The organism is Aeromicrobium sp., from assembly GCF_014378035.1.
In the GTDB taxonomy this organism is placed as follows: domain Bacteria; phylum Actinomycetota; class Actinomycetes; order Propionibacteriales; family Nocardioidaceae; genus Aeromicrobium.
The window spans coordinates 1-1,603 of the sequence record NZ_JACMOM010000014.1 but is presented as its reverse complement, the minus strand read 5'-3'; the positions used below and the strand labels follow the sequence as shown (position 1 = coordinate 1,603).

The 1,603-nt window shown below is 65.0% G+C and carries 1 protein-coding gene and 1 pseudogene; both read left to right on the top strand.

Translation table 11 applies throughout. The features are described from left to right. Positions 1–660 (top strand): annotated as a pseudogene (glmU, locus tag H7290_RS00930) (bifunctional UDP-N-acetylglucosamine diphosphorylase/glucosamine-1-phosphate N-acetyltransferase GlmU); the annotation flags it as partial. A gap of 295 nt (positions 661–955) precedes the next feature. Then, positions 956–1,603: ribose-phosphate diphosphokinase (gene prs, locus H7290_RS00925; RefSeq protein WP_290512139.1), on the top strand; the 648-nt coding region annotated here is incomplete at its 3' end.

Here is a 1,603-nt window from a genome sequence, read left to right as displayed (position 1 = left end):
ACCGTCCAGGATCCGGCGACCACGTGGATCGACGCCGATGTGACCCTGGCCGAGGATGTCGAGCTGCTGCCGGGCACCCAGCTCAAGGGTGCAACGCTGATCCAGCGCGGCGCGGGGGTCGGGCCGGACACGACGCTGACCGATTGTGAGATCGGCGAGAACGCGATCGTGAAGCGAACGGATGCCACGCTGGCTGTGATCGGCGCCGATGCCACTGTGGGGCCCTTTGCCTTCCTGAGGCCCGGCACCTACCTCGGCACCGACGGGAAGATCGGCGCCTTCGTCGAGACCAAGAATTCGACCATTGGCGCCGGTAGTAAGGTTCCGCACCTCAGCTATATCGGCGACACCACGGTGGGGGAGCAGTCCAATATCGGCGCCGGCACCATCACGGCCAATTACGACGGTGTCAATAAGAGCGCAACGATCGTGGGATCCCACGTGCGCACGGGCTCACATAACGTGTTCGTGGCGCCCGTCAGTATCGGCGACGGCGCATACACGGGCGCCGGGACCGTGGTGCGCAAAGACGTTCCGCCCGGCTCGCTCGCCATCAGTGTGGCTCCCCAGCGCAACATGGCCGGCTGGGCCGAGGCCAACCGCGCGGGCACGGCGGCTGCGCGAGCGGCGGCCGAGGCATCCGGAGATACCGAGGTCTAGAGCGCCCGCCCCCTGTTCTCGCCCGGCGACCGGGGCCGTTCAGCGGCCTGCCGGCATGAGCCTGCCTCCGGGCGCGTCGATAACTCCTGCAGATCGCGCGGCCGGCCAGGGGGATGCCCTGCAATTGCGGTGGTGATGCGTGAGGCGCTGCGATGTGCAGGAGTTATCAACGCGAATCGGAAGGGAAGCCAGTCGATCCCACGCAGATAAGATTGAGCCAGACGAAGTGCCGACGATGTGCCGGCAGAGAGCGGGGACCGTGTCCGAGATCAAGATCACCGGACAGAAAAGGCTCGTGATTGTCAGCGGTCGGGCTCACCCGCAGCTGGCCATCGACATCGCCGCCGAACTCGAGACGAGCATCGTGCACACCGACGCTCGTACCTTCGCCAACGGTGAGATCTATGCTCGCTACGACGAGAGTGTTCGCGGCTGTGACGCGTTCGTGATCCAGTCGCACACCGACCCGATCAACGAATGGCTCATGGAGCAGCTGATCATGGTCGACGCCCTCAAGCGTGCCTCGGCAAAGCGCATCACCGTCGTCTCTCCGTTCTACCCGTACGCCCGCCAGGACAAGAAGGGCCGTGGTCGTGAGCCGATCAGCGCCAGACTGATCGCCGACCTATACAAGGCGGCCGGGGCTGACCGCATCATGAGCGTCGACCTGCACGCCGCTCAGATCCAGGGCTTCTTCGACGGCCCCGTCGACCATCTCTTCGCGATGCCGGTGCTGCTCGAGCACTTCCAGAAGATCCTCGACCCGTCCACACTCACTGTCGTCTCGCCCGATATGGGCCGCGTGCGCGTTGCCGACATCTGGAGCGACAAGCTGGGCGCGCCGCTCGCGATCATCCATAAGCGACGTGACCCGCTCATTCCGAACAAGGTCACTGTGCACGAGATCGTCGGTGACGTAAATGGTCGCGTCTGCCTCCTCGTT